General features: G+C 61.1%; 22 protein-coding genes. 10 read left to right on the top strand and 12 right to left on the bottom strand.

The genetic code is table 11. The features are described from left to right. Positions 1-92: 92 nt before the first annotated feature. The gene (pmbA, locus tag C4J93_RS04475) at positions 93-1439 is read right to left on the bottom strand and encodes a metalloprotease PmbA (RefSeq protein WP_124428694.1); all 1347 of its coding nucleotides are present in this window, start codon (positions 1437-1439) and stop codon (positions 93-95) included. 108 nt (positions 1440-1547) lie between these two features. Here pmbA and yjgA point away from each other — a divergent pair, with 108 nt between their 5' ends. Further along, a complete protein-coding gene (gene yjgA, locus C4J93_RS04470) occupies positions 1548-2069 on the top strand; it encodes a ribosome biogenesis factor YjgA (RefSeq protein ID WP_124361305.1) in 522 nt (173 codons plus the stop codon). 45 nt (positions 2070-2114) lie between these two features. Here the strand turns inward: yjgA and tldD are convergent, their stop codons facing one another. From tldD to mreB, 8 genes are all read right to left on the bottom strand, one after another. Next, on the bottom strand, positions 2115-3557 hold the full coding sequence (gene tldD / locus C4J93_RS04465) for a metalloprotease TldD (RefSeq protein WP_124361304.1): 1443 nt from the start codon (positions 3555-3557) through the stop codon (positions 2115-2117). Between the two features lie 16 nt (positions 3558-3573). Continuing rightward, on the bottom strand, positions 3574-4422 hold the full coding sequence (locus C4J93_RS04460; protein WP_124428693.1) for a carbon-nitrogen hydrolase family protein: 849 nt from the start codon (positions 4420-4422) through the stop codon (positions 3574-3576). Positions 4423-4470: 48 nt separating this feature from the next. Then, complete coding sequence (locus tag C4J93_RS04455) at positions 4471-8286, bottom strand: YhdP family protein (RefSeq protein WP_124428692.1); 3816 nt, start codon at positions 8284-8286, stop codon at positions 4471-4473. A gap of 75 nt (positions 8287-8361) precedes the next feature. Next, positions 8362-9819: a ribonuclease G gene (rng, locus tag C4J93_RS04450; RefSeq protein ID WP_124361301.1), complete on the bottom strand. Its 1458-nt coding sequence runs from the start codon at positions 9817-9819 to the stop codon at positions 8362-8364. A gap of 71 nt (positions 9820-9890) precedes the next feature. Beyond that, positions 9891-10487, bottom strand: coding sequence for a nucleoside triphosphate pyrophosphatase (locus C4J93_RS04445; RefSeq protein WP_124428691.1), 597 nt, complete (start codon positions 10485-10487; stop codon positions 9891-9893). Between the two features lie 50 nt (positions 10488-10537). Then, positions 10538-11026, bottom strand: coding sequence for a rod shape-determining protein MreD (gene mreD, locus C4J93_RS04440; RefSeq protein WP_124361299.1), 489 nt, complete (start codon positions 11024-11026; stop codon positions 10538-10540). Beyond that, positions 11026-12093, bottom strand: a complete 1068-nt coding sequence (gene mreC, locus C4J93_RS04435) for a rod shape-determining protein MreC (protein ID WP_124428690.1) — start codon at positions 12091-12093, stop codon at positions 11026-11028. The genes mreD and mreC overlap by 1 nt, the downstream gene beginning before the upstream one ends. Positions 12094-12232: 139 nt before the next feature. Then, a complete protein-coding gene (mreB, locus tag C4J93_RS04430) occupies positions 12233-13270 on the bottom strand; it encodes a rod shape-determining protein MreB (protein WP_002555108.1) in 1038 nt (345 codons plus the stop codon). A gap of 210 nt (positions 13271-13480) precedes the next feature. On the opposite strand from mreB, the gene gatC reads away from it, so the two are divergent. The 6 genes from gatC (at position 13481) to C4J93_RS04400 (ending at position 18707) form a co-directional block, all read left to right on the top strand. Further along, positions 13481-13768: an Asp-tRNA(Asn)/Glu-tRNA(Gln) amidotransferase subunit GatC gene (gene gatC / locus C4J93_RS04425; RefSeq protein ID WP_005784804.1), complete on the top strand. Its 288-nt coding sequence runs from the start codon at positions 13481-13483 to the stop codon at positions 13766-13768. A gap of 16 nt (positions 13769-13784) precedes the next feature. After that, positions 13785-15236 (top strand): Asp-tRNA(Asn)/Glu-tRNA(Gln) amidotransferase subunit GatA, encoded by a 1452-nt coding sequence (gene gatA / locus C4J93_RS04420; RefSeq protein ID WP_124406283.1) that lies wholly within the window; start codon positions 13785-13787, stop codon positions 15234-15236. Between the two features lie 10 nt (positions 15237-15246). Next, the gene (gatB, locus tag C4J93_RS04415) at positions 15247-16692 is read left to right on the top strand and encodes an Asp-tRNA(Asn)/Glu-tRNA(Gln) amidotransferase subunit GatB (protein WP_124406282.1); all 1446 of its coding nucleotides are present in this window, start codon (positions 15247-15249) and stop codon (positions 16690-16692) included. 157 nt (positions 16693-16849) lie between these two features. Further along, entirely contained in the window at positions 16850-17221 is a 372-nt protein-coding gene (locus C4J93_RS04410) for a septal ring lytic transglycosylase RlpA family protein (RefSeq protein ID WP_124428689.1), read from the top strand. A gap of 59 nt (positions 17222-17280) precedes the next feature. Beyond that, positions 17281-18327, top strand: coding sequence for a calcium/sodium antiporter (locus C4J93_RS04405; RefSeq protein ID WP_256660184.1), 1047 nt, complete (start codon positions 17281-17283; stop codon positions 18325-18327). Beyond that, the gene (locus C4J93_RS04400) at positions 18324-18707 is read left to right on the top strand and encodes a carboxymuconolactone decarboxylase family protein (protein ID WP_065896475.1); all 384 of its coding nucleotides are present in this window, start codon (positions 18324-18326) and stop codon (positions 18705-18707) included. Before C4J93_RS04405 ends, C4J93_RS04400 begins: the two co-directional genes overlap by 4 nt. Positions 18708-18710: 3 nt before the next feature. On the opposite strand, the gene C4J93_RS04395 is transcribed toward C4J93_RS04400, so the two are convergent. Further along, complete coding sequence (locus tag C4J93_RS04395; RefSeq protein WP_124428688.1) at positions 18711-19652, bottom strand: AEC family transporter; 942 nt, start codon at positions 19650-19652, stop codon at positions 18711-18713. Positions 19653-19959: 307 nt separating this feature from the next. On the opposite strand from C4J93_RS04395, the gene C4J93_RS04390 reads away from it, so the two are divergent. The 3 genes from C4J93_RS04390 to C4J93_RS04380 all read left to right on the top strand — a co-directional run bounded on the left by C4J93_RS04390 (position 19960) and on the right by C4J93_RS04380 (position 22152). Next, positions 19960-20559 carry a GNAT family N-acetyltransferase gene (locus tag C4J93_RS04390; protein WP_124428687.1) on the top strand — a complete coding sequence of 200 codons (600 nt, stop codon included), beginning with the start codon at positions 19960-19962 and terminating at the stop codon, positions 20557-20559. A 127-nt stretch (positions 20560-20686) separates the two neighbouring features. Next, complete coding sequence (locus tag C4J93_RS04385) at positions 20687-21451, top strand: hypothetical protein (RefSeq protein WP_124428686.1); 765 nt, start codon at positions 20687-20689, stop codon at positions 21449-21451. Beyond that, positions 21448-22152: an HAD family phosphatase gene (locus C4J93_RS04380; RefSeq protein ID WP_124428685.1), complete on the top strand. Its 705-nt coding sequence runs from the start codon at positions 21448-21450 to the stop codon at positions 22150-22152. Before C4J93_RS04385 ends, C4J93_RS04380 begins: the two co-directional genes overlap by 4 nt. 14 nt (positions 22153-22166) lie before the next feature. On the opposite strand, the gene garD is transcribed toward C4J93_RS04380, so the two are convergent. Then, positions 22167-23720 (bottom strand): galactarate dehydratase, encoded by a 1554-nt coding sequence (gene garD, locus C4J93_RS04375; protein ID WP_124419292.1) that lies wholly within the window; start codon positions 23718-23720, stop codon positions 22167-22169. 10 nt (positions 23721-23730) lie between these two features. Then, on the bottom strand, positions 23731-25095 hold the full coding sequence (locus C4J93_RS04370; protein ID WP_124428684.1) for an MFS transporter: 1365 nt from the start codon (positions 25093-25095) through the stop codon (positions 23731-23733). Positions 25096-25182 lie beyond the last annotated feature (87 nt).

The raw sequence follows: 25182 nt of genomic DNA, 5'->3' as shown, positions 1-25182 counted from the left end.
ACAAGAACAGCCGATTAATCCTCTCTGCCAGCGGCACAAAAAAAGGCGCGCCATCATCGATATGGCGCGCCTTTTTGGTGAAACGTTGCAGGTCAGCTACCGGCGACAGTCATCCGTTCGATCAACACGGAGCCCGTGCGGATATTACTGCGCAGCTCCAGGTCGTTACCCACGGCCACGATCTGCTTGAACATATCGCGCATGTTGCCGGCGATCGTCACTTCCTGGACGGCGAACTGAATCTCACCGTTTTCCACCCAGAACCCGGCCGCGCCACGGGAATAGTCACCCGTCACCATGTTCAGCCCTTGGCCCATCAATTCGGTCACCAGCAGGCCGCGTCCCATGCGACGCAACAGCGCCGCCTGGTCTTCATCGCCATGGGTGACGAACAGGTTGTGAACGCCGCCGGAGTTGGCGGTGCTTGGCAGGCCAAGCTTGCGGCCAGCGTAGGTGCCCAATACATAAGACACCAGCTCGCCCTTCTCAACGAACGGCTTGGCATACGTGGCCAGGCCGTCGCCGTCGAACGAGGCGCTGCCCATGGCGCGCATCAGGTGCGGGCGCTCGTCGATGGTCAACCACTCCGGGAACAGCTTCTGGCCGATCGCGCCTTCGAGGAATGAAGATTTGCGATACAGGTTGCCGCCGGAAATCGCCCCAAGAAAACTACCGAACAAACCACCGGCCAATTCGGCGGAAAACAGTACCGGCACTTCGCACGTGGGCACCGGGCGTGCGCCCAAGCGGCTGGCTGCACGCTGCGCTGCACGCTGACCAATGCTTACCGGGTCGGCCAGCAACTCGCCTTGACGGCTCACGTCGTACCAGTAATCACGCTGCATCTGGCCGCCGGCTTCGGCGATCATGACGCAACTCAGGCTGTGACGCGTGGACGCATAGCCACCGATAAAACCATGGCTGTTACCGTAGACACGGCAGCCCTGGTGGGTACTCAGCGTGGTGCCGTCGGCGTTCTTGATACGCGCATCGGCGTCGAACGCCGCTGCTTCGCAGGTCAGCGCCTGTTCGATGGCTTGCTCAGGCGTGATATCCCAGGCGTGGAACAGGTCGAAATCCTGCAGGTCCTTGGCCATCAACGCTTTGTCGGCCAAGCCCGAGCTTTCATCCTCAGAGGTGTGCTTGGCGATTGCCAACGCGGCGGCAACGGTCTCGCGGATCGCCTCCGGGCCACTGGCCGAGGTACTGGCCGAACCTTTGCGCTGGCCCACATACAAGGTAATCCCAAACCCTTGGTCGCGATTGAATTCTACGGTCTCCACTTCCCGCTGACGCACCGAAGTCGACAGTCCCTGCTCCAGTGACACCGCTACCTCACAGGCGCTGGCCCCCTGGCGCTTGGCTTCGGCAAGAATCTGCTCGACTTGTTCCTGCAGTGCCGGTAACGCTTGCGGACCGACGCTTTGGGCTGCACTCATGGTTTTCTCCACTCAAATTCTGCTCTCGGTTAAGGCCATCGAGCGACCGGGCCGGACAAGCGGCCCCCGACTGGTTATCATGGCGGCGTTTCTTTGCGGACTGCCACCATGGTTGATTCTTACGACGACTCCCTCGATGGGGAGAAAAGCAAAACCCAGGTCAAACGTGAGCTGCATGCTCTGGTTGACCTTGGCGAGCGCCTTACAACGCTCAAAAAGGACTTGATTGCAAAACTGCCACTGACCGACGAAATGCGTCGGGCCTTGGCCGATGCGCCTAAGCACACCGCGAATATCGCGCGCAAACGGCACATCATGTTTATCGGCAAGCTGATGCGCGATCAGGATACTGACGCCATTCTGGCCTTGCTCGATCAAACCGATGCCTCCACTCGCCAGTACAACGAACGCTTCCATAACCTGGAGCGTTGGCGTGACCGCCTGATCGAGGGCGATGACGCCGTGCTGGAAAAATTCGTATTGGACTATCCGGAAGCGGACCGCCAGCAATTGCGCTCCCTTATCCGTCAAGCCCAACATGAAATGGCGCATAACAAGGCGCCGGCCACCAGCCGTAAAATCTTCAAATACATCCGTGAGCTGGACGAGACTCAACGCGGCCTGCGCTGATCCTCTTCCCCGGGTGGCGACCTTCGCCACCCGAAGCTTGCGGGCTTACGAGCCCGTGCCACCCACGGTTATCGCATCGATTTTCAAGGTTGGCTGGCCCACGCCCACCGGCACCGACTGCCCATCCTTCCCGCACGTGCCCACGCCGCTGTCCAGCGACAGGTCGTTACCGACCATCGACACCTTGCTCATGGCCTCCGGCCCATTACCAATCAACGTCGCACCCTTGACCGGTGCGGTAATCTTGCCGTCTTCGATCAAGTACGCCTCGCTGGTGGAAAACACGAACTTGCCGCTGGTGATATCCACCTGCCCGCCACCGAGGTTGGCGCAATAGATGCCGCGCTTCACCGACGCAATGATTTCTGCCGGATCGCTTTGGCCACCGAGCATGTAGGTGTTGGTCATGCGGGGCATGGGCAGGTGGGCATAGGATTCGCGGCGACCGTTGCCGGTGCGCGCCACGCCCATCAGGCGGGCGTTGAGCTTGTCTTGCATATAGCCCTTGAGTACGCCGTTTTCGATCAGGGTGGTGCACTCCGTGGGCGTGCCCTCGTCATCCACACTCAACGAACCCCGGCGACCGGCCAAGGTGCCATCATCGACAATGGTGCACAGCTTGGACGCAACCATCTCGCCCATGCGCCCGCTGTAGGCGGAACTGCCCTTGCGGTTGAAGTCGCCTTCCAGCCCATGGCCCACGGCTTCGTGCAGCAGCACACCGGACCAACCCGAACCCAGCACCACCGGCAAGGTACCGGCCGGCGCCGGAATCGCTTCCAGGTTGACCAGTGCCTGGCGCAAGGCTTCACGGGCATAACCCATGGCGCGGTCCTCGGCGAGGAAATAACGGTAATCGGTGCGCCCGCCACCGCCATGGCCGCCGCGCTCGCGGCGGCCGTTCTGCTCGACGATCACACTCACGTTAAAACGCACCAGTGGCCGCACATCTGCCGCCAGCCCGCCGTCGGTAGACGCGACGAGGATGCGCTCCCACACGCCGGCCATGCTCACGGTGACCTGCTGGATGCGCGGGTCCAGGGCGCGGGTCGCCGCGTCGACTCGTTTGAGCAACTCGACCTTCTCCGCGCGGCTGATCACTTCCAGCGGATTATCCGGCGCGTACAACTGCGCCACGTCCTGGGTGCTGAACGCCTGCACCGTGCCGTTCTGGCCGGCGCGGGAAATCGAACGGGCCGCACGCGCAGCCAGGCCCAGGGCCTCCAACGTAATGGCATTGCTGTAAGCAAAACCGGTTTTTTCCCCGGATTGCGCGCGAACGCCTACACCCTGATCAAGGTTGAAACTGCCTTCCTTGACGATGCCGTCTTCCAACGCCCAGGACTCGGAAATCTGCCCTTGGAAATACAGGTCGGCCGCGTCGATGCCGGGTCCGGCCAGATCGCCCAGCACGGTTTGCAGACTTTCGATGGTCACGCCACCGGGTGCCAGGAGATGTTCACTGACTGAGGACAACAACTCGCTCATAGGTTTGGCCTTAAATTCATCGTTCTGAAGCAGGTCGCTGTGCGCCCTGCGAGAAAAAGCGCCGGTGATTGACCACCGGCATGCGCGCCCGTATCGACGCCTGTTCTTTGCTGTCGCGTTCGGCCACCAACACCGCTTCGCCTTGATCCTGTTGGGCCAACACCCGCCCCCAGGGGTCGATAATTGCCGCGTGCCCGTGGGTTTCCCGTGGCCCCGGGTGCACACCGCCCTGGGCAGCCGCCAGCAGGTAACACTGGGTTTCGATGGCCCGTGCACGAATCAGCACATCCCAATGCGCGGCCCCGGTCACCGCCGTAAACGCCGAGGGCGCGCTGATCAACTCAGCCCCCGCCGCGCGCAGCTCACTGTACAGCTCGGGGAAGCGCAGGTCATAGCACACCGTCAGCCCCAGGCGCCCCACCGGCGTATCCGCCACCACCACGTTGCTTCCGAAAGCATAGTCGTCGGATTCGCGATAACGACCCCGGGCATCCGCCACATCCACATCGAACAAATGCAGCTTGTCGTAGCGAGCGACGATTTCACCGCGGTCATCGATCAACAGCGAACAGGCGTTGGGCTTGGCGTTCGGTTGGTCCTTGGGTGGCAACGGTAGTGTGCCGGCCACTATCCATAAGGTGAGGTCGCGGGCGGCCTGTTTCAACCATGGCAGGATCGGGCCTTCATCCAGGGCCTCGGCCCGACCAATGTCAGCCATGTCACGGCGGCCCATGGCGGCGAAGTTTTCCGGCAGTACCGCAAGCCTGGCGCCATCCGCCGCCGCGCGTTCCAGCAGGCGGCGAGCCTGGGCCAGGTTCGCCAGCACGTCACTCTGGCTGACCATTTGAATTACCGCAAAGGACATGGGCCGACACTCCGTAAAGGGCATGGGGCCATGCTACTCCACAGCCTCTCAGTTTGGCTTTTCAAATGGCTTGTCGAAGGTGATTTTCGGGTCTTTCCACGGGCCTTGCACGGTGTACTGCACGCTGGCGAAGCGCGACACCCGGTCACCGATCAGCTTGTCGATCAGAAACAATGCGCCGCCAATGGCCGGCGCGCCGACAATCAACGCCGCGATAGGCAGGTTGTTGGTGACCGGCAGCGTCACCAGCAACTTGGCATCGACGCGATCCGCCACCAGATCCAGGGTGCCGTTCAGCTCAAGGTTGGTGGACGGCCCGGTCATGGTGATGGGCTCACGGGTCACGAACACGCCGTTACTGGCTGCGAGCAAGCCCTTGACCCGGTCATAGCTCAGGCCCTTGCCGAGCAAGTCGGAAAAATCCAGGCGCAAACGGCGGCCGATGGAGTTGAAGTTAAGCAGGCCGAACACCCGCAATGCCTGGGCACCACCTTCCACTTCCACGAACTGGCCTTTACGGAACGCTGCGTCCAGGCTACCGGAGAACCGCTTGGGCCCGACCCACGCGGGCGAACCGGGCCAACGGCCATCCACGTCCAGATGGAAGTCCTCGCTGGTCACCGTAGGCGCAAAGCCCCAGCCTTTGAGCACGTCGGCGATGTTCTTGCCGTCCAGTCGCCCTTTGTACCAACTGCTGCTGGCCCCCGGCGCGCCTTCCCAACCACCGGCGCCGTTGAGTTGCATGCCCTTGAGGCCCAGGTCCAGGCTGTTGAAGGCCAGGCCCTTGGCGGTCGGCCGGACTTTCAGCGACCAGGCGCCCACCAGGTCTGGGCCCTGGAACAGTTGATCGATGGCGATATCCAATGCCGGAATATCCTTGGGGTCGACATCGGCCAACGGGTCCGGCGCGTTCTCGTCCGCCTGTACGGTCGGGTCGACCGCAGGCAGCTTCACGTACTGCAGATTGATTGCGATAGGTGCGCCCTTCGCGTCCGGCAGGTTGACCGTGCCCTTGGCTTGCTGGCTGTCGAACTGCAGGCCCCAGGCCACGGGCTTGCGATCCAGTTGCAGTTTGACCTGATCGAACTGAGTACCAAACCCAGTCAGCTTGCCTACCTTGAAATCAGCGCCACTGAGCAGTTGCTTGGCATTGCCGCCCGGATCGTTACCGGCGTAGCGGTTGGCGAGTTGTTTCCACGGGTCGATGTCCAGCTCCGAAAGCACCCCGCGAATGCGCAGGCCCTTGGCGCCGGGCAACACCGCGTCGCCATCGCCGAGGAACAATTCGCCGCGGCCCTCATTGAAGTTGTCCGGCGGTGCCGCAAACGTGAAGTTCGCCAGCTCACCGTAGTCAAACCAGTAACGCCGTTCATCGCCCTGCAAGGTCATGCGGAACGTGCTGTCACGGCCCTGGCTCGCCGGCATGCCAAACGGCGCCGGCAGGTCCACTGCGACGCCCTTGAGGTTGGAGTTGACCATCAACTGGCTGTCCGCGCCGTCCAGGATCACCTGCAACTGGTACGGAATATCGCCGGACACCGGCAGCGGCTGGCTGATTTTCAACCAGTCGGTGAGCCGCTTGACCGTCACCTGCCCCTTGGCGGTAACGCGGGTGTTGATATTGCCGGGTGTGCCCTCGGCAAAAATCTGCGCGGTGATCGGACGGTCGAACGCCTGGGCCGAAATATTCTGGCCGCTCAGGCCCTTGGCGCTGTCGAAACGGAAGTCACCCTTGAGCTGGGTCAGGTCCAGGGTGGGCTCCGCCAGTTGCAGGCGCGCCTTGTCGGTCTTGAAGTCGACCACGATCTTAGGCTCGGTGCCCTTGGCCAGGGGCACGTCCAGGTCCAGACTGCCTTGCAGGTTGCCCTCGCCCTTCCAGCCCGCAAAGGTGGATGCGGTACCGATGGGGGCTTCCTGAAGGATTTTCAAACCGTCGCCCAAACCACCGGAAAATCCGCCGGTGAGCAGCAGGTGGCTGTCCTTGCCGGCCGGCGCGTGGGGGATATTGACGTAGACGTCCTTGACCTGGGTATCGAGCAGTTGGCCCTTGCTGGCCAGGATACGCACGCCGCTTTCCTCGACGAACACCTCGCCATTGACCTTGTTCACATGGGGCCAACCCGGCTGGAAGGCCAGCTCGGCATCATGCACCTTGAAGAACAGGCTGATATTGCGCGAAGCCGGCACCGCGTTGTGGCTCAAGGAGCCCTGGTACTGGAAAAAACCTTCGTCTACCGCGCCTTTGAGGATCGCCGTGCGCAACCATTCATCCAGCGCCGGGCTCAACACTGCCGGTAGATACTTGGGGGTAAAACGACCATCGCCATCGACCATGCCGACCCGCAGGTCCATGTAGTCCTCCTGGCTATGGTCGAAATGCAGGCGAATCAGGAAATCCGCCGCGACCTTGCCTTCCTCCCCCAACACCTTGATATACGGCGCGATCAGGGTGAAGCCCTGCTTGTCCAACGTCCAGGTCAGGCGCGCATTAGCCTGGATGTATTGCCATGGCTTGGCGAAGATCGGGAACAGGTGCAGGGAGAAGTCCTTGCTGTCCATGCGCAACTCGCCATGGCCCAGGTCGCCGCTGATGCTGCCGGACACATTGCGCGCAGCCGGCGCGCCGAAGTACGCGTCAAAACCGACACGCTCGAGGTTGGCGGCAAAACTGACTTTTTGATCGGTGGTGTCCTGGGGGCGAAAGTCCACCAGCACATTGCGCAACAAGCCGGTGGCTTTCAGGTGCTCGACAGCCTTGGCGAACCCTTCCGGCAGCGGCGCCAGGGCATTGAGTAATGGCGTAATGGGGATCAGGTCGAGCCGATCGGCCTGAAGCTTCCACACTTCCTGGGCGTCATCGGTGGCCAGACTCTGCTGCAGTTGCATGCGCGATTCCCAACGGGTTTCGCCGATGTTCATCGCCAGCGAATCCAACAGCACCTTGAGGCCGCTGTCGCTGCGTTGCACATACGCGGTCAGGGCCAGGTTTTCGATATGCACCGGCTGGCGCTCGGCGTAGCTGCCCTTTACCTGCGGCGAATTGAGGCGCACCACCGCGCTTTGCACGGTGCCATTGGCCCAGTTGAGCCAGAACTCACCGCCGGCCTTGAGCTGGGTGAGCTTCCATTGTTGGGTCAGCCGGCTCGGAATCCACTTGGCCCAGTCGCTTTGAGGCAGGCTCAGGTAGGCCTCGACCTCGGCGTCTTTCCATTGGCTGGCGCGTATGCGGCTGCGCAGGCTCAGGGCGAGCGGTTGGCCGTCGGGTAGCGTCAGGCGTGCGTCCAGGCGTTGCCGGGCCATACCGGTGTGCAGGCTCAGGCCCACATACGTCACGGTCACCGGCGCCCGGTCGAACGGTTGCAAGGTCACTTGGCTGTCGAGCACCGAGACGCGCTTGACCATTTGCATACGGGTGAGCAGTTGTTGCGGGTCCAGTGACGGGGTGTCCTGTAACGGCAAGCCCTGCAGCGCCCAGCGACCGTCCTTGTCTTCCTTGACGCTCAGCTGCACGCCGCTGACTTGCAGATGGGCGATGCGTACTTCACGGGCCGTCAGGCTGGCCCAGAGGTCGGGCACCACCTCGACCTGGTCCAGGCGCAACGCGCTGCTACCCTCGCCGACCATCACGTCGTGGGCCAGCAATACCGGCGCAAAGCCACTCCAACGGCCTTCGAGGCTACCGATATGCACCGGCATCTGCACCGCAGTCTGGGCCTTGGTTTCGACTTCAGCGCGGTATTCGGCCACCAGCGGGGTCAATTCACGCCCCAGGCTCACGTACACCGCAGCCAATACCAGCAGCAAGGCACACAGGCCCAGCCCCCAACGGGTCAATGCGGCAAAAAAGCGTATCAGACGCTCCATGTCAGGCGACCCTCAAGCGGTAGTCGGACGACAGATCATTGCCTGTCGGTCTCGGAAAAGAAAAACGAATGGGGATCAGAGCAGCACCACGTCGTATTGTTCCTGGGAATACATGGTTTCAACCTGAAAACGAATAGTGCGCCCAATAAACCCCTCCAGTTCGGCGACGTTGCCCGACTCTTCGTCGAGCAGGCGATCGACCACTTTCTGGTTGGCGAGCACTCTATAACCTTCGGCCTGATAGGCGCGTGCCTCCCGTAGGATTTCACGGAAAATTTCGTAGCAGACCGTTTCCGGGGTTTTCAATTTACCCCGGCCTTGGCAACTGCTGCAGGGTTCGCACAGCACTTGCTCAAGGCTCTCGCGGGTGCGCTTGCGGGTCATCTGCACCAGGCCCAGCTCAGTGATGCCGATGATGTTGGTCTTGGCGTGATCGCGTTCCAGCTGTTTTTCGAGGGTGCGCAGTACCTGGCGTTGGTGCTCTGCGTCTTCCATGTCGATGAAGTCGATGATGATGATGCCGCCCAGGTTACGCAGGCGCAGTTGGCGCGCAATCGCCGTGGCAGCTTCAAGGTTGGTCTTGAAGATGGTCTCTTCGAGGTTGCGGTGCCCCACGAACGCGCCCGTGTTGACGTCAATGGTGGTCATGGCTTCTGCCGGGTCCACCACCAGGTAGCCACCGGACTTGAGCGGGACCTTGCGCTCCAGGGCTTTCTGGATTTCGTCTTCGACGCCATACAGGTCGAAGATCGGTCGCTCGCCCGGATAATGCTCGAGGCGGTCGGCAATTTCCGGCATCAGCTCGGCGACAAATTGCGTGGTGCGCTGGAAGGTTTCCCGCGAGTCGATGCGAATTTTCTCAATTTTCGGGCTGACCAGATCGCGCAAGGTACGCAACGCCAGGCCAAGGTCTTCATAGATGACACTTGGCGCGCCAATGGTTTGAATCTGCGCCGCGATCTGGTCCCACAGACGCCGCAGGTAGCGGATATCCATCAGGATTTCATCGGCGCCCGCGCCCTCGGCGGCGGTGCGCAGGATAAAACCACCGGCTTCCTTGATGCCCTCGGCGGCTACACAGTCGCTGACCACCTTCTTCAGGCGCTCGCGTTCGGCCTCATCCTCGATCTTGAGGGAAATACCGACATGGGCGGTGCGCGGCATATACACCAGGTACCGCGACGGAATCGACAGCTGGGTAGTCAGCCGGGCGCCCTTGGAACCGATGGGGTCCTTGGTGACCTGCACCACCAGGCTCTGCCCTTCGTGCACCAGAGCGCTGATGCTTTCCACCGCCGGGCCTTCACGCAGGGAGATTTCCGAAGCATGAATGAAGGCGGCGCGGTCCAGGCCGATGTCGACGAACGCCGCCTGCATGCCCGGCAATACGCGCACCACCTTGCCTTTATAGATGTTGCCGACGATCCCGCGCTTCTGGGTGCGCTCCACATGCACTTCTTGCAGAACACCGTTCTCTACCACCGCCACGCGCGATTCCATCGGCGTGATATTGATCAGAATCTCTTCACTCATGGCTGGGTCTCGTTCAGGCGTTTTCACAATAGTGACCGATCGCTTATGGCTTGGCGCGCAAGTAGAGGCGTTCAGCGCGCGGTAAGGTTTTGCCAACAGGGTATGCCGAATTGGCCGAGCAGTTGCGCGGTTTCGCACACCGGCAGGCCGACTACGGCGGAATAGCTGCCATTGAGTCCGCTCACGAACACCGAGCCCAGCCCCTGGATAGCATAGCCGCCGGCTTTGTCCTGGGGTTCGCCACTGTGCCAGTAGGTCGTAGCCTCCTGGACAGAAATCTCACGAAACCCCACGCGACTGCTTACACAGCGGGTTTCACAGCGCTGGCCGTCGGTAACGGCGATGGCCGTGAGGACTTCATGCTCGCGCCCCGCCAAGGCCATCAACATTGCCAAGGCATCGGCCTGATCCACCGGCTTGCCAAGAATCCTGCCATCCACGATCACAGCGGTATCGGCACCCAACACGCAGATGCCTGCGCTGTGCTCGAGCGCAGCCAGACCCGTCGCTGCCTTGCTTCGAGCCAGGCGCTCGACATAGGCGACGGGGGTTTCGTCAATAAGAGGCGTTTCATCGATGGCGGCGCTGACCACGGTGAAAGGCACACCGATCTGGGTCAACAACTCACGTCGCCGCGGGGAACCCGAGGCCAGATAAAGCACATTCATTGCAGACTCTCCCTGTAGGGTTCGGTAACCAGGCAGAGCCTCGCAATCCGTCAATTGATTTTGTAGCGACGACGTAGCCCGCGCAGGCCAAAGCTGACCCAAGGCCATAGCAATGCACTGACCAGGGCCGGCAATACCAGCGCGAGAGTAGGCTGGCGATTGCCGGTCAGGGCGCTGAGCCAGAGCTGAACCAACTGCGCCAGGCCGAAGATCACCAGGATCACCAGGCACTGCTGCCACATCGGGAACATGCGCAAGCGCTGCTGCAACGACAGCACCAGGAAGGTGATCAGGGTGAGGATCAACGCATTCTGGCCGAGCAAGGTGCCATAGAGCACATCTTCCGCCAAGCCCAGGCACATCGCCGTGACCATGCCTACCTTGTGCGGCAGGTTCAACGACCAGAATGCCAGCAGCAGCGCCAGCCACAGCGGGCGCAGGATTTCCATGAATTGCGGCAGCGGTGAAACGCTGAGCAACAGGCCGATGGCGAACGTCAGCCAGACAATCCAGCCATTGCGCGAATGAGTACTGGCCATTATTGCTCCCTCTGCCGCGTGGTGGCCGGGGCGGTTGTCGCCGCCGGTTTCGCCGGGCGCGCGCTGTGTGCAGCGGGCTTGGCCGGTGTGGCGACGGGGGGTGCGGTTGCGGGTACGGCCGCAGGCGCCGGTGGCCCCACGAACGCCGGTTTCGGCACGGTGGCGGGAATCACAGGCGCGGTGCCGTTCTGCTTGTCTTCCGCTTCCTGGGCCTGCGCGGCGTCATTGGCGCGTTCTTCCGGGGTGCGGTTGTCGCTGAACACCAGCAGCAGATAGCGGCTGCGGTTCAGCGCGGCGGTCGGTACGGCACGCACAATGGCAAACGGCTGGCCGGAATCGTGGATGACCTCCTTGACCGTCGCCACCGGGTAGCCCGCCGGGAAGCGCTGACCCAGGCCGGAGCTGACCAGCAGGTCGCCTTCCTTGATGTCAGCGGTATCGGCCACGTGCCGCAACTCCAGGCGTTCCGGGTTACCGGTGCCGCTGGCAATCGCGCGCAAACCGTTGCGATTGACCTGCACCGGAATGCTGTGGGTGGTGTCGGTCAGCAGCAAGACGCGTGAGGTGTAGGGCATCAATTCAACCACCTGGCCCATCAGGCCACGGGCATCGAGCACCGGCTGGCCGAGGACCACGCCGTCGCGCTCACCCTTGTTGATGATGATGCGATGGGTAAAGGGGTTGGGGTCCATGCCGATCAACTCGGCCACTTCGACCTTTTCGTTGACCAATGCCGAAGAGTTGAGCAACTCGCGCAGCCGCACGTTCTGCTCGGTAAGGGCCGCGAGCTTTTGCATGCGGCCCTGCAACAGCAGGTTTTCGGTCTTGAGTTTTTCGTTCTCGGCAATCAGCTCGGTGCGGCTGCCGAATTGGCTGGCCACGCCCTGGTAGAGACGTTGCGGCAGGTCGGTGATCCAGTAAGTCTGCATCAACACCAGCGACATCTGGCTACGCACAGGCTTGAGCAGCGCAAAACGGGCGTCGACCACCATCAGCGCGACCGAAAGCACGGTCAGCACCAACAAGCGCACGCCCAATGAGGGGCCTTTGGCGAAGAGCGGTTTAATAGGCCGCTCCTCCCAGGCAAATGTTCTCTTTATTCATACGGCATCAAACCGGCCTGGATGCAGATTGAAGAAGATAAACGCCAGCAGGCAGCACTGCAAAGTGCTGCCTGCTGACCGAGCATGAACCATCCAGGCAAGCTTATTCGCTGGAGAGCAGGTCCATGGTGTGTTTATCCATCATTTCCAGTGCACGACCACCGCCACGCGCCACGCAGGTCAGCGGGTCCTCGGCGACGATCACCGGCAGGCCGGTTTCCTGGGCCAGCAACTTGTCGAGGTCGCGCAGCAAGGCGCCACCACCGGTCAGTACCAGGCCACGCTCGGCGATATCGGAAGCCAGCTCCGGCGGCGACTGCTCCAGGGCGCTCTTCACCGCCTGAACGATGGTGGCCAGGGACTCTTGCAGAGCCTCCAGCACTTCATTGGAGTTCAGGGTGAACGCACGTGGCACGCCTTCGGCCAGGTTGCGGCCGCGAACATCAACCTCGCGAACTTCGCCGCCCGGGTAAGCGGTGCCGATTTCCTGCTTGATGCGCTCGGCGGTGGATTCGCCGATCAGGCTGCCGTAGTTACGACGCACATAGGTGATGATCGCTTCGTCGAAGCGGTCGCCGCCGACACGCACGGATTCGGCATACACCACACCGTTCAGGGAAATCAGGGCGATCTCGGTGGTACCACCACCGATATCCACCACCATCGAACCGCGGGCTTCTTCAACCGGCAGGCCGGCGCCGATTGCGGCGGCCATCGGCTCTTCGATCAGGAACACCTCGCGGGCACCGGCACCAAGGGCCGATTCACGGATGGCACGACGCTCCACCTGGGTGGACTTGCACGGCACGCAGATCAGCACACGAGGGCTGGGCTGCAGGAAACTGTTTTCGTGAACCTTGTTGATGAAGTACTGCAGCATCTTCTCGCAGACGCTGAAGTCGGCGATCACGCCGTCTTTCATCGGACGAATGGCAGCAATATTGCCTGGTGTTCGGCCGAGCATCCGCTTGGCCTCGGTGCCAACGGCAACGACACTTTTCTGATTACCATGGGTCCGAATGGCCACAACCGATGGCTCATTCAGGACGATACCGCGCTCGCGCACGTAAATAAGGGTGTTGGCAGTGCCCAGGTCAATGGAAAGATCGCTGGAAAACATGCCACGCAGTTTCTTGAACATGGGAAAGGGACCCTAGGCAACGCGTGGGTAAAAAAGTGCGGCAAACTCTAACAACGACAGGGATTTTGGGCAAGGCGCCAATGTGCTAAATTGGCCGACTTTCTGTGCACCAACCCCCACAATCGCGGCCTTATGACCGTAGAAATGCGGTAGTGTTCCGACAATCTAACACACGGACGCCTTCCGTTCTGTTTTCCACTGGAGAATCCCATGGCGCTTGAACGCTCCGACGTGGAAAAAATCGCGCATCTGGCCTCGCTTGGCCTCAATGACGCCGATCTTCCACAGACCACCGCAGCCCTGAACAGCATTCTCGGGCTGGTTGACCAAATGCAGGCCGTCGACACCGACGGCATCGAGCCCCTGGCTCACCCGCTGGAAGCCAGTCAGCGCCTGCGCGCAGACGTCGTGACCGAGCGCAATAACCGCGAGGCCTACCAGTCCATCGCACCAGCGGTCGAAAACGGCCTGTACCTGGTTCCGAAAGTCATCGACTAAAGGGAAAGAGCCTTTCATGCATCACATGACTCTGGCCGAGATCGCCCGCGGTCTCGCCGACAAAACGTTTTCTTCCGAAGAGCTGACCAAGACCCTCCTGGCGCGCATCGCCGCGCTGGATCCCAAGGTCAACAGCTTCATCAGCCTCACCGAAGAGCTGGCCCTGAGCCAGGCCAAGGCCGCCGACGTGCGTCGCGCCAACGGTGAGAACGGCGCGCTGCTGGGCGCCCCGATCGCCCACAAAGACCTGTTCTGCACCCAGGGCATTCGCACCAGTTGCGGCTCGAAGATGCTCGACAACTTCAAGGCGCCCTACGACGCCACCGTGGTCTCCAAGCTGGCCACCGCCGGGGCCGTGACCCTGGGCAAGACCAACATGGACGAATTCGCCATGGGTTCGGCCAACGAATCGAGCTACTACGGCGCGGTGAAAAACCCGTGGAACCTGGACCACGTACCCGGCGGTTCGTCCGGTGGGTCGGCCGCCGCCGTTGCCGCGCGCTTCCTGCCGGCCGCCACGGCCACCGACACCGGTGGCTCGATCCGCCAACCGGCAGCCTTCACCAACCTCACCGGTTTGAAGCCGACGTACGGTCGCGTGTCCCGCTGGGGCATGATCGCCTACGCGTCGAGTCTCGATCAGGGCGGACCTCTGGCCCGCACGGCTGAAGACTGCGCAATATTGTTACAAGGTATGGCCGGCTTCGATAAACAGGACTCCACCAGCATCGATGAGCCGGTGCCGGACTACAGCGCCAGCCTGAATACGTCGCTCAAGGGCCTGCGCATCGGCGTGCCGAAGGAATACTTCAGCGCCGGTCTCGACCCACGTATCGCCGACTTGGTGCACAACAGCATCAAGGAGCTGGAAAAGCTCGGCGCCGTGATCAAGGACATCAGCCTGCCGAACAACCAGCACGCGATTCCTGCCTACTACGTGATCGCCCCGGCTGAAGCGTCCTCCAACCTGTCGCGTTTCGACGGTGTGCGCTTCGGCTATCGCTGCGAAAACCCGAAAGACCTCACCGACCTGTACAAGCGCTCCCGTGGCGAAGGCTTCGGCGTGGAAGTACAACGCCGGATCATGGTCGGTGCCTACGCCCTGTCGGCTGGCTACTACGACGCGTACTACCTCAAGGCGCAGAAGATCCGCCGCCTGATCAAGAACGACTTCATGGCCGCCTTTGAAGAAGTCGACGTGATCCTCGGCCCAACCACGCCGAACCCGGCCTGGAAGATCGGCGCCAAGACCGGCGACCCGATCGCCGAGTACCTGGAAGACCTCTACACCATCACCGCCAACCTCGCGGGCTTGCCGGGCTTGTCCATGCCCGCCGGCTTCGTCGATGGCCTGCCGGTCGGCGTGCAATTGCTCGCCCCGTATTTCCAGGAAGGCCGCCTGCTCAATGTGGCGCACCAGTACCAGTTGAACACCGACTGGCACACCCGCACCCCTACCGGCTTCTGAGGAGAACACTATGCAATGGGAAGTTGTGATCGGGCTGGAGATTCATACCCAGCTCGCCACCCAATCGAAGATTTTCTCCGGTAGCGCCACCACGTTCGGCGCAGAGCCCAACACCCAGGCCAGCCTGGTCGACCTGGGCATGCCCGGCGTGCTGCCGGTGCTGAACCAGGAAGCGGTGCGCATGGCGGTGATGTTCGGCCTGGCGATTGACGCCCAGATCGGCCAGCACAACGTGTTCGCGCGCAAGAACTACTTCTACCCGGACCTGCCCAAGGGCTACCAGATCAGCCAGATGGAACTGCCGATCGTCGGCAAGGGCTACCTGGACATCCCGCTGGAAGACGGCACCATCAAACGTGTCGGCGTGACCCGTGCGCACCTTGAAGAAGACGCCGGCAAGAGCCTGCACGAAGAATTCCCCGGCGCCACCGGTATCGACCTGAACCGTGCCGGCACGCCGTTGCTGGAGATCGTCTCCGAGCCGGACATGCGCAGCGCCAAGGAAGCCGTGGCCTACGTCAAGACGATCCATGCGCTGGTGCGCTACCTGGGCATCTGCGACGGCAACATGGCTGAAGGTTCGCTGCGTTGCGACTGCAACGTGTCGATCCGCCCCAAGGGCCAGGTCGAGTTCGGCACCCGCTGCGAGATCAAGAACGTCAACTCGTTCCGCTTCATCGAGAAGGCGATCAACAGCGAAGTGCGTCGCCAGATCGAACTGATCGAGGACGGCGGCAAGGTGATCCAGCAAACGCGCCTGTACGACCCGAACAAAGACGAAACCCGCGCCATGCGCAGCAAGGAGGAAGCCAACGACTACCGTTACTTCCCCGATCCGGACCTGCTGCCGGTGGTGCTGGAGGACTCGTTCCTCAACGATATCCGCGCCACCCTGCCGGAACTGCCACAGCAAAAACGCGAACGTTTCCAGGCGCAGTTCGGCCTGTCGGTCTACGATGCCAGCGTCTTGGCGTCCAGCCGTGAGCAAGCCAACTACTTCGAAAAGGTCGTGAGCATTGCCGGCGACGCCAAGCTGGCGGCCAACTGGGTGATGGTCGAACTGGGCAGCCTGTTGAACAAACAGGGCCTGGAAATCGACGAAGCACCGGTGAGCGCCGAACAACTGGGCGGCATGCTGCTGCGCATCAAGGACAACACCATCTCCGGCAAAATCGCCAAGACCGTGTTCGAAGCGATGGCCGCAGGTGAAGGCAGTGCCGATGACATCATCGAGAAGCGTGGCCTCAAGCAAGTCACCGACAGCGGCGCTATTTCGGCCGTGCTCGATGAAATGCTCGCGGCGAACGCCGAGCAGGTCGAACAATATCGCGCGGCTGACGAAGCCAAGCGCGGCAAGATGTTCGGCTTCTTCGTCGGCCAGGCGATGAAAGCGTCCAAGGGCAAAGCCAACCCGCAACAGGTCAACGAACTGCTCAAAAGCAAGCTTGAGGGCTGATAGCGGTGAAGGAGCCGAGTGAGTGTTCATGCTCGACTCGGACCTCCTGTGGGAGGGGGCTTGCTCCCGATAGCGGTGATTCAGTCAACACACCAGTGACTGGCCCACCGCTATCGGGAGCGAGCCCCCTCCCACATTTGATACGGGAATACCTGGAATGAAGCGTCTACTCGGCCTCCTGGCTGTCTTTTCCCTGCTGACCGGTTGCGCCAGCGGCCTCATCGATCCCAACGGCTATGACGAAACCGGCACCGCCTCCTATTACGGCGCCAAGCACCATGGCAAACGCACCGCCAGCGGTGAAGCGTTCAACCAGAACGGCCTGACCGCCGCCCACCGGCGCTTGCCCTTCGGTACCCAGGTCAAGGTGACCAACCTCGACAACAACCGCTCTGTGGTGGTGCGTATCAATGATCGCGGCCCCCATACCCGTGGACGTCTGATCGACCTTTCACGCAAGGCCGCCGAGCAACTGCGTATGCTCGGCAGCGGCACCGCGCGGGTTCGTTTGCAAGCCCTGAACAACTGATCGAGGCAGCCTTGAGCATTTTTGGATTGAACGCCCTCTCACCCTGGAGCCTGCTGGAACTGGTCAGCGGCTTGCTGCTGTTGATCGTCGGCGCTGAAATCCTGGTGCGGGCCGCAGTGCGCCTGGCCGCCAGCCTCAAGGTGCGGCCGTTGATCATCGGCCTGAGCATCGTGGCCTTCGGCAGCAGCGCGCCACAGATGGCCATCAGCCTGCAGGCCACCCTGGCCGGCAACACCGATATTGCCGTGGGCAGCGTGATCGGCAGCAGCATCTTCAATATCCTCGTCACCCTGGGCCTGTCCGCGCTGATCATTCCGTTACGGGTGTCGCGCCATTTGGTGCGTCTGGATATTCCGGTGATGATCGTCGCCGGCCTGCTGGTGTTCGTCCTGGCTGCCAACGAGGCTCTGACGCCGTTCGACGGCCTGCTGCTGCTGGTTGCGCTGTTGGCCTACCTCGGCGTGCTGCACTACCAGACGCGCCACTCGCGTCGTCCACGCACGCTGGCCAGCATGACCAAGGCACCCTGGCTGAGCAGCGTGCTGTTGATGCTCGGCGGGTTGCTGGTGCTGGTGCTGGCCGGGCATTTGCTGCTGGGTGCGGCCGTGGAGGTGGCGGGCGATTTGGGCTTGTCGGAGCGCGTCATCGGCCTGACGCTGATCGGCGTTGGCACTTCGCTGCCCTGCCTCGCCACCTCGTTGATTGCCGCCCTGCGTGGCGAGCGCGAGATTGCCGTGGGCAATGTGATCGGCAGCAACCTGTTCAACCTGCTGGGCGTGCTGGGCTTCACCGCCCTGGTGGCGCCTGCGCCGCTGTCGGTCTCGCCCAACGCGCTGGACTTCGACCTGCCGGTCATGCTCGGCGCCATCGTCCTGTGCCTGCCGGTGTTCTATACCGGCTACCGCGTCACGCGGGCCGAAGGGCTGGTGTTGCTGGGGCTGTACCTTGCGTATGGGCTGCATGTGATGGCATTTACTACCGGCATGCCGCTGGCCACCCAACTTGAACAATTGATGCTGTTTTACGTCTTGCCGGCGCTGGTGGTGGTGCTGTTGTTCACGTCGCTGCGCGCCTGGCACCGTCAACACAAGAGGGAATCGCAATGACCGGTCAGAAAAAACCAGGGGTTGAAATGCGTCGCCAGGTGATGGGCGACGCATTCGTCGACCGTGCCCTGGGCAATGCCACCGAGTTCAGCCAGCCGCTGCAGGACTTCGTCAATGAACACGCCTGGGGCAGTGTGTGGAATCGCGAGGGCTTGCCGCTCAAGACGCGCAGCCTGATCACCCTCGCCGCCCTGACCGCGCTCAAATGCCCGCAGGAGCTCAAGGGCCATGTGCGCGGCGCGTTGAACAACGGCTGTACGGTTGAAGAGATCCGCGAAGCGCTGCTGCATTGCGCGGTGTATGCCGGCGTACCGGCGGCCATCGATGCGTTTCGCGCGGCGCAGGAAGTGATTGAGGCGTATCAGGCGGACCAGCCGTAACGGTCAGATCCAGCCGCCCGCCTGCAATACAAAGATGCCGATGTTCGTGGTCACCGCCGCCATCAGGGTGGTGATCACGATAATCGCCGCCGCCAGCTCATGATTACCCTCGGCCGCCCGGGCCATCACGAAGCTCGCCGCCGCCGTTGGCGCGCCGAAGTACAGAAACAGAATCCCCAATTCCGGCCCACGGAACCCCAGCAGCCACGCGCCCCCTGTGGCGATCACCGGCAGCCAGACCATCTTCATCAGGCTCGCGCTCAATGCCATCTTGCCGCTCTTGCGCAGCGCCGCCAGGGACAGGGTGCCGCCAATGCAGATCAACGCCAACGGCAAGGTGGTGTCGGCCAGGTACTGCAGGGATTTTTCCAGCCATCCGGGCAGGCCGATTTGGAAATAGGCGAACGGCGCCGCGACGAACACGCTGATGATCAGCGGGTTGGCCACCACACTCTTGAAGATACTCCACGGGTCGGACTTGATCACCGGGCTGTATACCGCCAGCACAATGGTCGACAGGGTGTTGTAGAACAGGATCACCAGTGCCGCGAGGATCGCTCCGAGGGAGATACCGTAGTCGCCGTACATGCTGGCAGCCAGCGCCAGGCCGATCACCCCGTTATTGCCACGAAACGCGCCCTGGGTGTAGATGCCCCGGTCTTCGCGCTTGCAGCGCAGAATCGCCCAGCCCCACGCCATGGCAAAGCTCACCAGCGTGGCCACGGCAAAATAGATCAGCAAACCCGGCTTGAGCGCTGAATGCAGGTCGGCATGCAGGATGCCGAGAAACAACAGCGCCGGCATGGTGACGTTGAACACCAGGGATGAGGCGGTATGGATAAAGTTGTCGTTGATCCAGTTGATACGCTTGAGCAGCACCCCGAGGAACAGCATGGCGAACACCGGCGCGGTGATGGTGAGCGTCGTAAGAAAAATGGCGAGCATGCTGTATTAGCCTTGAGTCCTGTTATCAGGGAGTCGTAATAATAAAGCACTGGGGTGCGCGGCTGACATTTCATTTAACAATAGGCCTGAAAATAAAATCCAGGATCGGAGAACTGCATCCATTTGTAGGATGTAACTCAGAGTTCTTGGCTAAGCTCAGCCCATCCCACAAAACGCTACACAAGCCCCTACACACTGATAAGAATCCGCGCCTCTGCATTATCGACATCTCCCCTGAAAATCCTCCCTGTAACATTTTAATTATCCGGTAGCGAACCATCATGTGTTCGAAACACAAGGGGTGACTATGCGTAGATCCTTCAGTCAATTGCACAATGTGCATATCAGGAGCTGGGACGATCAGGACATTGAAGGCTATGCCGACCTGCTCGCTGATCCGGAGGCAATGAAGTTCATTTCGGCCGGCACTACACGGGGCAGAGACGCCGCCGCCAATGAAATTTCGGTATTCACAAAAGAACTTATCGATCAGGACTGGTCACGCTGGGCTGTAAGCCTGGGCGTGGAAGGATCATTTATCGGTTATGCAGGATTCGCAAAAAAAGAATATGGCATCAACTTTGGCAACCGTTTCCTCAGGAAATACTGGGGCACGCCCTACCCCTTTATTGCGATTCATCTGGCGCTCGAATACGGTTTCCAGCAACTGGGATTTGAGCAGGTCTACACGCTTACCAATATCCACCATCACCGTGCGCTAGAAATGAACAAAGCATTTTTGCACATGCCCGCAGTGGCGGGAGAAGTCATAGATACCGCCTATGGTCCTCACATAAAAATTGATCTTACACGTGAGCGGTTCCAGGAAATAAGCCTGGCAAATCTCGAGCGAATCACACGGTTCTCGCGCCGCATGAAAAAGCCTGAACACACCCAGTCCGCTTAACGAAAATCACCATTGAGTATTCGCGCCCTTGAAAACACAACCGGCTCCCGCTTGCCCTTTGCAATCCGTAGCGGACCTCTGTAGTCGAGAAACCTGGGCTTATCCTAGTTTCCCCAGGCAACTGTATATGGTCTTCGGCTACATGCTGGCCGTCCTTCGCATGTTCTTGATAGTTGTACTAAGCCTGTTAGCCTGGCCATTTCCACTTGCCGTCAAGCGCGTCATATACCGAGGTATTCTCTGGATAATGGGCCTGAGGGTCAGGTGCGCACTTTCACCGCGACAAATCGCAACACTGACCGACGGTTGTGTGGTGGCCGCCAATCACGTAAGCGTTATTGATCCGTTCGCCATACTGGCGATGCCTGGCGCAACACTTGTGGCCTCGAGCGGCTACAACAGGGTTATCAGCGTCACTGCATTCCTTTTGATCAAGTGCGCGGGTGGCCGCGTCTGGAACGGCGCGGATAAAAAGACGTTTTCACGTAACCTGCGTAGTTTGCGAGACGCCCCCCAAGGCACCGCCCTTTACACCAATCCCGAAGCAACCATCAACAATGGCCGTGGCTTGTATCGCTTCCGCCCCGGGCTGCTAAGCCGCGGGTTGCCTGTGGTGCCACTTGCGGGACGCTTGATCCTGCCCTTTGGCCTGGTGGCGAGCCCGCTTCATGCGTCAGGTCTGGCGTGCTTCCTGCGCCTGCTGGCTATGCCTTGGATGACCGTCGAAATGACCTACCTGGAACCGCTGGAGCGCAATGAACACCAAAGCGGCCAGGCATTTTCGGACTTGATACAAGCACGTATCGCCGAGCACCTGGGCATCGCAGCAACCCAGTGGACCCGAGAAGACAAACACCACTACCGTCGCACAGATGCGCAGGCACACCCATGACAACGAACCGCGACACCCATGTCATTTTCGACTTCGACCAAACCCTGGTGAACCACGAAAGCACCCTGGAGATCGTCAAGTCGGCCATTGGCGAAAGCCCGAACGCCCAGCCAATGCTGGAGCAACTGCAACTGATCACGCCCAAGGCGTTGACGGGCAAGGCCAGCTTCTGGGAAATGCTGTGCGTGATGAAAATGATCCCGTATATCCGCAGGCATCATATTCAACGCTATGTCGATACCATCATTGGCAGCCTCGACCCGTCCCTGGAGCAGACAGTGCACAACCTGCAACGCGAGGGCACGCACGTGTACATCCTCTCCGGAGGGTACACGGAGTGCATTACCCCAATTGCTCGATCACTGAACATCCAAGCCGATAATGTCATCGCCAACCGTCTTTTCTGGGCCGGTTCGCGCGCAATGTGCCCCAGGCCATCACCGTTGATAAACCCCGGCAGAGGGAAAAGTATCATCGTGCAGCGATGGCGCAAGGAAGGCCGGCTGACGGGTCGAGCCCTGATAGTCGGAGACGCCAGATCCGACTATCAGGTGTATGCCGATGGTTGGGTCGACGGTTTCGTTTGCGCCGACTATTACACCAGGCAGCCGATGCCCGAGATGTCCGGGCACATCCTTCGAGCTGAGGCGCCCATACAGGTTCACGCGCACATCCAGACGTTGATGAACGAGCGTTGCTGACGGAAACGACAGCCCTAGGTGATTGGCGCGGGGTTGAACAAGGTGATGTCGTTATGCAGCTTGTGCCGCTCCGCCCACGTCTGCTTCTTGCCGCTGGCCACATCCAAGTAGAAGTGAAACAGCTCCCAGCCCAGCTCCTCGATGCTCGCGCGCCCGGTGGCGATGCGCCCGGCGTCGATATCGATCAGGTCCGGCCAGCGCTGGGCCAGTTCGGTGCGTGTCGACACCTTGACCACCGGTGCCATCGCCAAGCCGTAAGGTGTGCCGCGCCCGGTGGTGAACACATGCAGGTTCATGCCCGCCGCCAGTTGCAAGGTGCCGCACACAAAGTCACTGGCCGGGGTCGCGCAGAAAATCAGGCCCTTGCCCTTGACGCGCTCGCCTGGGCCGAGCACGCCGTTGATCGCGCTGCTGCCGGATTTGACGATGGAGCCCAACGACTTCTCGACGATATTCGACAGCCCGCCCTTCTTGTTGCCCGGCGTGGTATTGGCGCTGCGATCCGCCTCGCCCTTGGCCAGGTAACGGTCGTACCAGTCCATTTCCCTGACCAGCTCCTGGGCAACTTCCTTGCTCTGCGCCCGAGACGTCAGCAGGTAAATAGCGTCACGGACTTCCGTCACTTCGGAAAACATCACCGTGGCCCCGGCACGCAACAACAGGTCTGACGCATACCCCAGCGCCGGATTGGCGGTAATGCCGGAAAAAGCATCACTGCCGCCGCATTGCATGCCCAGGATCAGCTCGGACGCGGGCACCGTTTCGCGGCGGCGCTGGTCGAGCTTTTTCAAGCGGACCTCGGCCAGCGCCATGATCTGCTCGATCATCTCGGTAAAGCCGTGGCTGGAATCCTGCAACCGGTACAACCAAGGCTCGCTCAGGTCGACGGAGCTGTCGTTGTCGTGCATCACTTGCCCGGCCTGCAATTTCTCGCAGCCCAGGCTGATCACCAGGGCTTCGCCGCCCAGGTTCGGGTTGCGCGCCAGGTTGCGCACGGTACGGATCGGGATGTAGGCATCCGTGGCCGTGATCGCCACGCCGCAGCCGTAGCTATGGGTCAGCGCCACCACGTCATCGACGTGCGGGTACTTGGGCAGCAATTCATCCTTGATGCGCTTGACGGCATGGTCCAGCACGCCGGTCACGCACTGCACCGTGGTGGTGATACCGAGGATATTGCGCGTGCCCACAGTGCCATCGGCATTGCGGTAGCCTTCGAAGGTAAAACCCTCCAGCGGCGCCTGGGTTCCGGGCACCTCGGTGGACAACGGCAGGCTGTCCAGCGGCGGCGCGGTGGGCATGCGCAACTGGTCTTCCTGCACCCAGCTGCCACGCGGGATCGGCGCCAGCGCGTAGCCAATGGTCTGGCCATAGCGAATGATCTGGCCGCCTTCGGGAATGTCTTCCAGGGTTACCTTGTGGCTCTGCGGGATGAACTCCACAGTAACCAGGCCATCCGGGAATTCGGTGCCGGCCGGGACGCCCTGGTCGTTCACCACGATCACTACATTGTCGCGCTCGTGCAAACGAATCGAGCGCGGCGAGTCGGCATGTTCAATCAACTGCATCACACGAACCTCAGGAATGCACTTCGGTTAGGTTGGTCAACTCAGGGCCCCTGGCTGGCGGCTCTTTGAGTACTACACGCTTGATCGGGCCGACGATGACCAGGTAGCTGAACACCGCCACCAGCGCGTTGGCGCCGACGAACACCAGCGCCCACTTGAACGAACCGGTGGTGGCGATGATGTAGCCGATGACAATCGGCGTGGTGATCGACGCCAGGTTACCGAAGGTGTTGAACAAGCCGCCACTGAGGCCGGCGATTTGTTTCGGCGAGGTGTCAGACACCACCGCCCAGCCCAGTGCGCCAACGCCCTTGCCGAAGAAGGCCAGGGCCATGAAGCCCACCACCATCCATTCAACGTCGACGTAGTTACACGCAATGATGCTGCTGGACACCAGCAGGCCGGCAATGATCGGCGCCTTGCGAGCGAAGGTCAGGGAATGGCCCTTGCGCAGCAGGTAGTCGGAAATCACCCCACCCAGTACGCCGCCGATAAACCCGCAGATGGCCGGCAGCGAGGCGATGAAACCCGCCTTGAGGATGGTCATGCCCCGATCTTGCACCAGGTAAACGGGGAACCAGGTCAGGAAGAAGTAGGTGATGCCGTTGATGCAATACTGGCCCAGGTACACGCCCAGCATCATGCGGTTGGTCAGCAACTGGCGGATATAATCCCACTTCGGTCCGTCAGTTTTCTTATCCTTGCCCTTGTCTTGGTCCATATCGACCATCGCGCCGTTGGCCGCGATGTAATCGAGCTCGGCTGTGTTGATCATCGGGTGCTGGCGCGGGCTGTGGATAACTTTCAGCCAGATCAGCGAGAACACGATGCCAATCACGCCCATCACGATAAACACGTGCTGCCAGCCGAAGCGGTAGACGATCCAGCCCATCAGCGGTGCAAACAACACCGTGGCGAAGTACTGCGCCGAGTTGAAGATCGCCGAGGCCGTACCGCGTTCGGCCGTGGGGAACCAGGCCGCCACAATCCGTGCGTTACCCGGGAAGGATGGCGCTTCGGCCAGGCCCACCATGAAGCGCAGCATGAACAGCGCAACCACGGCCGTGGAGATACCGAACTCACCGACGTAGCCTTGCAGCACGGTGAACAGTGACCAGGTGAAGATGCTCAGGGCATAGACTTTTTTCGAGCCGAACCGGTCCAGCAGCCAGCCACCGGGGATTTGCCCGGCGACATAGGCCCAACCGAATGCAGAGAAGATGTAACCGAGGGTGACCGCGTCGATGCCGAGGTCTTTTTGCAGGCTGGAGCCCGCGATGGCGATGGTGGCCCGGTCGGCGTAGTTGATCGTGGTCACCAGGAACAGCATGAGCAGGATCAAATAACGGACGTGGGTCGGCTTGGTCGCTTGCATGTAGAAGTACTCCCACTAATTATTTTTTTTGCGGGTAATGTTTTTCTGTTGTGTGTTGTGGGGCCAGGTAGGCGCCAGGCCCCACAG

The organism is Pseudomonas sp. R2-37-08W, from assembly GCF_003851705.1.
Lineage (GTDB): Bacteria > Pseudomonadota > Gammaproteobacteria > Pseudomonadales > Pseudomonadaceae > Aquipseudomonas.
Note: the sequence above shows the minus strand (reverse complement) of the source record. Positions and strands in the feature narration are given on the sequence as shown.